6 protein-coding genes and 1 pseudogene are annotated in these 7,167 nt (G+C 72.3%); all 7 read right to left on the reverse strand.

Translation table 11 applies throughout. From position 1 onward, the window contains the following. A pseudogene (locus G3I40_RS47665) lies at window positions 1-142 on the reverse strand (metal-binding protein); the annotation flags it as partial. After that, window positions 123-2,396 carry an RNA degradosome polyphosphate kinase gene (locus tag G3I40_RS36975; protein ID WP_239092162.1) on the reverse strand — a complete coding sequence of 758 codons (2,274 nt, stop codon included), beginning with the start codon at window positions 2,394-2,396 and terminating at the stop codon, window positions 123-125. The gene G3I40_RS36975 and the pseudogene G3I40_RS47665, both read right to left, overlap by 20 nt. A gap of 831 nt (window positions 2,397-3,227) precedes the next feature. Then, window positions 3,228-4,157, reverse strand: a complete 930-nt coding sequence (locus G3I40_RS36980) for an ABC transporter permease (protein WP_164559205.1) — start codon at window positions 4,155-4,157, stop codon at window positions 3,228-3,230. Beyond that, window positions 4,154-5,146 (reverse strand): hypothetical protein, encoded by a 993-nt coding sequence (locus G3I40_RS36985; RefSeq protein ID WP_164559206.1) that lies wholly within the window; start codon window positions 5,144-5,146, stop codon window positions 4,154-4,156. Before G3I40_RS36985 ends, G3I40_RS36980 begins: the two co-directional genes overlap by 4 nt. Then, on the reverse strand, window positions 5,143-6,039 hold the full coding sequence (locus G3I40_RS36990) for an ABC transporter ATP-binding protein (RefSeq protein ID WP_164559207.1): 897 nt from the start codon (window positions 6,037-6,039) through the stop codon (window positions 5,143-5,145). Before G3I40_RS36990 ends, G3I40_RS36985 begins: the two co-directional genes overlap by 4 nt. Beyond that, a complete protein-coding gene (locus G3I40_RS36995) occupies window positions 6,036-6,431 on the reverse strand; it encodes a GntR family transcriptional regulator (RefSeq protein WP_164559209.1) in 396 nt (131 codons plus the stop codon). The genes G3I40_RS36990 and G3I40_RS36995 overlap by 4 nt, the downstream gene beginning before the upstream one ends. A 124-nt stretch (window positions 6,432-6,555) precedes the next feature. Further along, a partial coding sequence (gene mshD, locus G3I40_RS37000) for a mycothiol synthase (RefSeq protein ID WP_164559208.1) occupies window positions 6,556-7,167 on the reverse strand: 612 nt, incomplete at its 5' end.

Below are 7,167 nucleotides of genomic sequence, written 5' to 3' on the forward strand. Positions count from 1 at the left end.
AGGCCTCGGCCGCGCCGGCCCCGCCGCTCTCGCGGTGCAGCCGCAGCGAACGCAGGAACTCGGTCGCCTGGGCCCGTAGATAGGAATCCAGGACGGCGTCCGCCGCGCCTGCCGCGGTGGAATCAAGGTGTTGCTGTGCCACGCCGGCGCCTCCGGGCGTCTATGAGCATCTCCTGTACGTTCCGCAGGGGCTGCCCGTCCGCGTCGACGGCGTGCCGGGTCCAGTCGCCGTCCGGGCCCAGGTGCCAGGAGGCGGTGCTGTCGGACATCCCCGTTTCGAGCAGCCTGCTGAGGGCCGCCCGGTGCGCCGGGTCCTCGACGCGGACCAGAGCCTCGATGCGGCGGTCGAGGTTGCGGTGCATCATGTCGGCGCTGCCGATCCACACCTCGGGCTCGCCCCCGTTGCCGAAGGCGAAGACGCGGGAGTGCTCCAGGAAGCGGCCGAGGACCGAGCGGACCCGGATGTTCTCCGACAGGCCCGCGACCCCGGGGCGCACGGCGCAGATCCCGCGCACCCACACGTCGACGGGCACGCCCGCCTGCGACGCCCGGTACAGCGCGTCGATGACGGCCTCGTCGACCATCGAGTTGACCTTGATGCGGACGTACGCGGGACGGCCCGCACGGTGGTGCTGGACCTCCTTCTCGATCCGCGTGACCAGGCCCGTGCGCAGGGACTTGGGGGCCACCAGGAGGCGGCGGTAGGTCTCGCGGCGCGAGTAGCCGGACAGCCGGTTGAAGAGGTCGGAGAGGTCCGCGCCGACTTCCTTGTTGGCCGTCAGCAGGCCCAGGTCCTCGTACAGGCGGGCGGTCTTGGGGTGGTAGTTGCCGGTGCCGACGTGCGAGTAACGCACGAGCTGGTCGCCCTCCTGCCGGACGACGAGGGAGAGCTTGCAGTGCGTCTTCAGGCCGACGAGGCCGTAGACGACGTGGCAGCCGGACTCCTCCAGCTTCCGGGCCCACTTGATGTTGGCCTGTTCGTCGAAGCGCGCCTTGATCTCGACCAGGACGAGCACCTGCTTGCCCGATTCCGCCGCGTCTATCAGCGCGTCGACGATCGGCGAGTCACCCGAGGTCCGGTACAGCGTCTGCTTGATGGCGAGCACGTCCGGGTCGTTGGCCGCCTGCTCCAGGAAGGCCTGTACGGAGGTGGAGAAGCTGTCGTACGGGTGGTGCAGCAGGACGTCGTGGCTCTTCAGGGCGGCGAAGATGTCGGGCGCGGAGGACGACTCGACCTCGGCGAGGTCGCGGTGGGTGCCCGCGACGAACTTCGGGTACTTCAGCTCGGGGCGGTCCAGGCCCGCTATCGAGAACAGGCCCGTGAGGTCGAGCGGCCCCGGCAGCGGGTACACCTCCGCCTCGCGGACCTTCAGCTCCCGTACCAGCAGGCTCAGGATCTCGGAGTCGATGCTCTCCTCGACCTCCAGGCGCACCGGCGGGCCGAAACGGCGCCGCATGAGCTCCTTCTCCAGGGCCTTGAGGAGGTTCTCGGCGTCGTCCTCCTCGACCTCCAGGTCCTCGTTCCGCGTGACGCGGAACATGTGGTGCTCCTCGATCGTCATGCCGGGGAACAGCTCGCCCAGGTGCCGGGGCGCGGAGATCACGTCCTCGATGGGGACGTAGCGCTGCGGGGCGGCCTCCAGGAAGCGGGAGAGCAGCGGGGGCACCTTGACGCGGGCGAAGTGGCGGTGGCCCGAGACGGGGTTCGACACCACGACCGCGAGGTTCAGGGACAGGCCCGAGATGTACGGGAAGGGGTGGGCGGGGTCGACGGCCAGCGGGGTCAGCACCGGGAAGATCTGCTGCATGAACAGCGTGTACAGCCGGGCCTGCTCCTTCTCCGTCAGCTCGTTCCAGCGCACCACGTGGATGCCCTCGTCGGCCAGCGCCGGGGCGACCTCGTCCTGGTAGCAGGCGGCGTGCCGGGCCATGAGCTCGCGGGAGCGGTTCCAGATCAGCTCCAGGACCTCGCGGGGCTGCAGCCCTGAGGCCGAACGGGTGGCGACGCCGGTCGCGATGCGCCGCTTGAGGCCGGCCACCCGGACCATGAAGAACTCGTCGAGGTTCGAGGCGAAGATCGCCAGGAAGTTCGCGCGCTCCAGGAGCGGGGTGGTCGGGTCCTCGGCCAGCTCCAGGACCCGCTCGTTGAACGCCAGCCAGCTGCGCTCGCGGTCCAGGAAGCGGCCCTGCGGCAGCTCCGCGCCCTCCTGGTTCGCGTAGACGTCCTCGTAGTCGTCCGGGTCCGCGTCGATGTCGGCGACGATCCCGGCGAGTTTCGTGGCCGCTCTCTCGTAGTCGCCGCCCGCCACGGGGTGGGGACGGTGCGCTGCCAGCGAGCCCACGGACGGCTGGGGGCGCGGGGCGGTCTTGTCCTGTGCGGCGTTCGGCTGGGTCATGGCCCCATTCTTCCGCGCGGAGCCGGTCTCGGGCGCGTCGGACGGGGCGGGGAGGTCCGAGAGCGCGGGCGCGAGACGGAGGGCGGCGGCGTGGGGGCCGGGCTCCGGCGGGACCTTCGCGGGGTCGGGCGCGGGGGGCTGCATCCCGTGAGCCTCGCAAGGTCGTCTGAATCGCTGGTTACGGCGACATGACGTGCGGGCTATGGGCGGACGGCTCCCGGGCGTCCGTGGGGGTGGGAGTGTGGTTCTGCTGGGGCGGTGTGCGGTGGCCGTGTGGTTCTGCCGGGGTGGTCTCCACGCCGACTGTGTGGTTCTGCCGGGCTGGTGTGCGCCTTCCGTATGGCGCGGGGGGCGGGGCCGCGCCGGGGTACCTCCTCGGCCGGATTGGTCTCCACGCCACCTGGGCGCCTACGGCGCGGCGTCCAGAGCTGGGTTCCTGCGGTGTCCTGCGGGGGCACCCCGACACGGCCCCTCCCGTCGTCTAGCGACTGACCCCCGGTGGAACTTCCCGACCGGCTGAGCCTCCGGTGGGGCTTCCGGACGTCTCACCCTCCGGTGGGGCTCCCGGATCGGCTCACCCCCCGGTGGGGGCGGTTGCCCCCGCCTTGGGCAGTCTGCCGCCTGGGGCGGCAGGGTGGGCAAGGCGGCACCCCAGCGCCGGGTGACCGTTGCGAGCAGGGCCGCAGGCCAGCGCGGGGTCCGAGGCCGGTGCCGGGTGACCGTTACGAGCAGGGCCGCAGGCAAGCGCGGGGTCCGAGGACGGTGCCGGGGGACCGTTACGAGCAGGGCCGCAGGCAAGCGCGGAGGTTGGGGGCTCGGGGGAGCGGGAGGTTAGGCGGGTACTCGCCTTTGGAGGATGCGGAAGGCGAGGTAGGTCATCGCTGCCGTGAGGAGCAACAAGACGCCCGTCTCCATGAGTTGGAGGGGCCAGAAGTGGGAGGCCGGGTGGTAGGTGCTGTAGAAGCCGACGACGTCGTGGTCGGCCAGGCACGCCTTGTGGCCGACGCAGATCGGGTCGGAGATGTGCGCGCCGGTGGAGGTGACGGCGCCCTCGTCGACGCCCTCGCCGGTGTAGCCCCGGTAGCCCTGGGCGAGCGAGCCGACGACGGTCCGGGTGGCCCACAGGTGCGGATGCAGCAGCGTGGCGCATGTCGCCAGCAGCAGCGTGAGCAGCGCGCCGAGGACCGCCGCGGGCAGGAGCTTGCGCTGCAGCAGGGCCGCGACGGCGCCGCAGGCCAGGCCCGCCAGGGGCAGCACCACCGCGGTCGGGCCGAGGACGTCGTAGGCGCCGGACCACCACGTGTTCTCGCTCATGCCGCGGGCCCGGGCGGCGACCGCGTGGCGCAGGACGACCAGGAGGCCGGTGCCGACGGTGAGCAGCAGGGCGGGCACGGCCAGCTTCGCGGCGAGCCAGCGGGCCGGTGTCACGGACTGGGTCCACGCCAACTGGGCGGTACCGCGCTCCAGTTCGCGCCCGACGAGCACGCCGCCCGCGAACACGGCGGCGGCCAGCGGCACGGCGGTCAGCGAGGCGTCGAGGTAATTGAGGGCCCGGGAGTAGGCGCCGGTCGTCGAGCAGCCGCTCACCGCGCCCGACAGGCAGCGCTCGGCGACGGGGAGGCCGTTCGTGCCCGGCCCCCACAGCCACAGCAGCAGGCCCGCCGCCACGGCGACGTACGCGATCCACAGCCACAGGGCGAGCCGGTGCAGACGCAGCACCGTCCAGGTGAGGCCCGTCGGGCGGGCGAGTGCGGTGCTCATGCGGCGGCTCCCTTGGTGAGGTGCTGGGGCTGGTAGCGGCGCAGGACCAGGAACGCGGCGACGACGGCGAGGGCGGTCAGGCCGAGCAGGATGCCGGTCTCGGTGAGCTGGCGGGACCAGTAGTCGGGGGAGGGGAGGTAGTGCCGGGTGAACCCGGTGACGTCGTGCCCGGCGAGGCACTTGTGGCTCATGTAGCAGCCGGGGTCGCCGATCTCGGTGCCGGTGGAGGTGAGCGCCTTGCTGTGCACCGGGAGCTCGGGCTGCTGGTAACTGCCTTGGAAGGGCCAGGAGTTGCCGCGTGCCGCGCCGACCAGGAACTGGCCGACCCCGGCGACCGCGAGGGCGGGCAGGGTGCGGCGCAGCACCAGTGCGGCGAGCACGCCGAGGGCGAGGCCGAACAGGGCGTTGGCGAGCGTGGCCGGGCCGACGGAGAAGGCGAGGTCGCGCGGGCCGATGCCGGCGACGAGCAGGTGGTTGCGGTCGTCCCAGACGAGGCGGTACAGGACGACGATCAGGCCGGTGCCGACGGTGATGAGCAGCGCGGGCACGGCCAGCTTCGCGGCGAGCCAGCGGGCCGGTGTCACGGACTGGGTCCACGCCAACTGGGCGGTACCGGACTCCAGTTCGCGTGCTATCAGGGGGCCGGCGGCGAACACCGCGATCGCGCAGGCGGCGATGCGGGTCAGCGTCAGCGGATCGTAGAAGAGGGAGTCGAAGGTGCCGCTGAAGGGGAGGAAGGCGGAGGCCCCCAGGTACGCCTTGTCCTGTGCTCCCGCGTAGCCGAACGCGTCGAACGCCTTCTGGGCGGACGAGGAGCCCGGCCCCCACAGCCACAGCAGCAGGGCGGCGCTGATCGTGACGTAGCCGGTCCACACCCACAGGGCCGTGCGGTGCAGGCGCAGCACCGTCCAGACCAGGCCGTCCGGGCCGGGCAGGGTGCGCCGGGGCGGCTGCTGCGTGGTGGGCCTGTCCAGCGTCGGCGCGCTCATGCGGACACCGCCTCGTCGTGCGTGCGGGCGGTGGTGCCCGGGGTGAGCAGGGCCGGGGCGTCGGGGGCCCGCAGATGGGCGAGGAGCAGCTCCTCCAGGGAGGGCTCCTGGACCTGCCAGCCGTCGCCGAGCGTGCCGTCGCGGCGGATCAGGGCGGTGATGCCGCGGCCGGTCGCGCGGGACTCGACGACGGTGTGCCCGGACAGGTCGCCGCGCCCGGTGACCAGGCTGTGCGCGCCCAGCAGGTCGTCGATGCCGCCGCCGAGCCGGATGCGGCCGCCGCCCAGGAGCAGCAGGTGGTCGCAGGCGTCGGCCAGTTCGGCCACGATGTGCGAGGACATCAGGACGGTCGTGCCGTGCTCGGCCGCGTCCGCCATCAGCGTGCCCATGAGCTCGTGCCGGGCCAGCGGGTCCAGGTCGGCCATCGGCTCGTCCAGGAGCATCAGTTCGGGGCGCTTGCCGAGGGCCAGGGCGAGCGCGACGCGGGTGCGCTGGCCGCCGGAGAGCGAGCGGACCTTCGCCTTCGGGTCGAGGCCGCCCTGCTCGACGATCCTCGCCGCGTACGCCGCGTCCCAGCGCCCGGGGTTCAGCTCGGCGCCCATGCGCAGCGTGTCCGCGAGGGACAGCTGCGGGTGCAGGGGCTTGTCCTGCGAGAGGTAGGCGACCTTGGCGCGGGACTCGCCGGGTCCGGCGCCGAGCACGGTGAGCCGTCCGGAGGTCTGCCGCATGAGTCCCGCGGCGATCGCCAACAGGGTGGACTTTCCCGCTCCGTTGGGCCCGACGAGGGCGCTGATGCGGCCCTCGGGCAGCCGGAACGAGCAGTCGTCCAGGGCCGCGGCGCCGTGCCGTCCGTAGCGCTTGACGAGGCCCGTCGCCTCGATGGCCGTGCTCATGGGGTCCCCTTGGTGGTGGTGCTGAAGTGTGCTTCCAACGCGTTGCCGAACAGGGCGGCCACGTCGTCGCGGTCGAGCCCTGCCTCCTTCGCCCGTCTCGCCCAGTCGTCGAGATCCGCCTTCAGCGGCGAGTCGGCCGCCGCCGAGCCGAGGGACTTGCGCACGAAGGTGCCCAGGCCCCGGCGGGCCTCGACGAGACCCGACCGCTCCAGCTCGCGGTACGCCTTGAGCACCGTGTTCGGATTGATGGCCGTGGCCTCGACGACTTCGCGGGCGGTGGGCAGCTTGTCGCCCGGTTCGAGCATGCCCATGCGCAGGGCCTGCTCGGTCTGGTGGACGATCTGCAGATAGGTGGCGACGCCGCTGTGGCGGTCGATCCGGAACTCGATCACGTACTCGCGCTCGCTCACTGGCGTACCCCCCTTCCCTACTTTCACTAATCAAGTAGTGAAAGGGTGATGCAAGAGAGGGGGCGGCGTCAAGTGACACCGCCCCCTCGACCCGCCGAGTGGGGTGTTATGACTCGGTTCGGTACATCAGGTCCGTTTCGTACGTGGTGAAACCGAGCCGCTCGTACACGCTCACCGCCGCCTTGTTGTCCGCGTCGACGTACAGCATCGCCGTCGGCAGACCGGCCGCCGCCAGGTGGCGCAGGCCGGTCGTGGTCAGCGCCTTGCCGAGCCCGCCGCCCTGCCGGCCCGGGGCGACCCCGACGACGTACACCTCGCCGAGTTGCTCCTCGGCGTGCACCTTCGTCCAGTGGAAGCCGACCAGCTCGTCGTTCTTGAACGCCAGGAAGAAGCCCGCCGGGTCGAACCAGGACTCGGCCTTGCGGTCGTCCAGGTCGCGCTGGGTGAGGGAGCCCTGCTCGGGGTGGTGTGCGAACGCCGCCGCGTTCACCGCGAGCCAGGCCGTGTCGTCCTGGCCGGGCACGAAGGTGCGGATGCGGACCCCTGCCGGGACCACCGGCTCGGGCAGCTCCGGACCGGTCAACGGGCGCCGCATCTGGCGCAGTTCGCGGAACAGGCTCAGGCCGAGCACCTGCGCGAGGTGCCGCGCCGCGGCGTGCCCGCCGTGCGCCCACACCCGCAGCCGCTTGCCCGAGGCGGCGAGCAGGGCGGAGCCGAG

The organism is Streptomyces sp. SID14478, assembly GCF_010548525.1.
Taxonomy (GTDB): domain Bacteria; phylum Actinomycetota; class Actinomycetes; order Streptomycetales; family Streptomycetaceae; genus Streptomyces.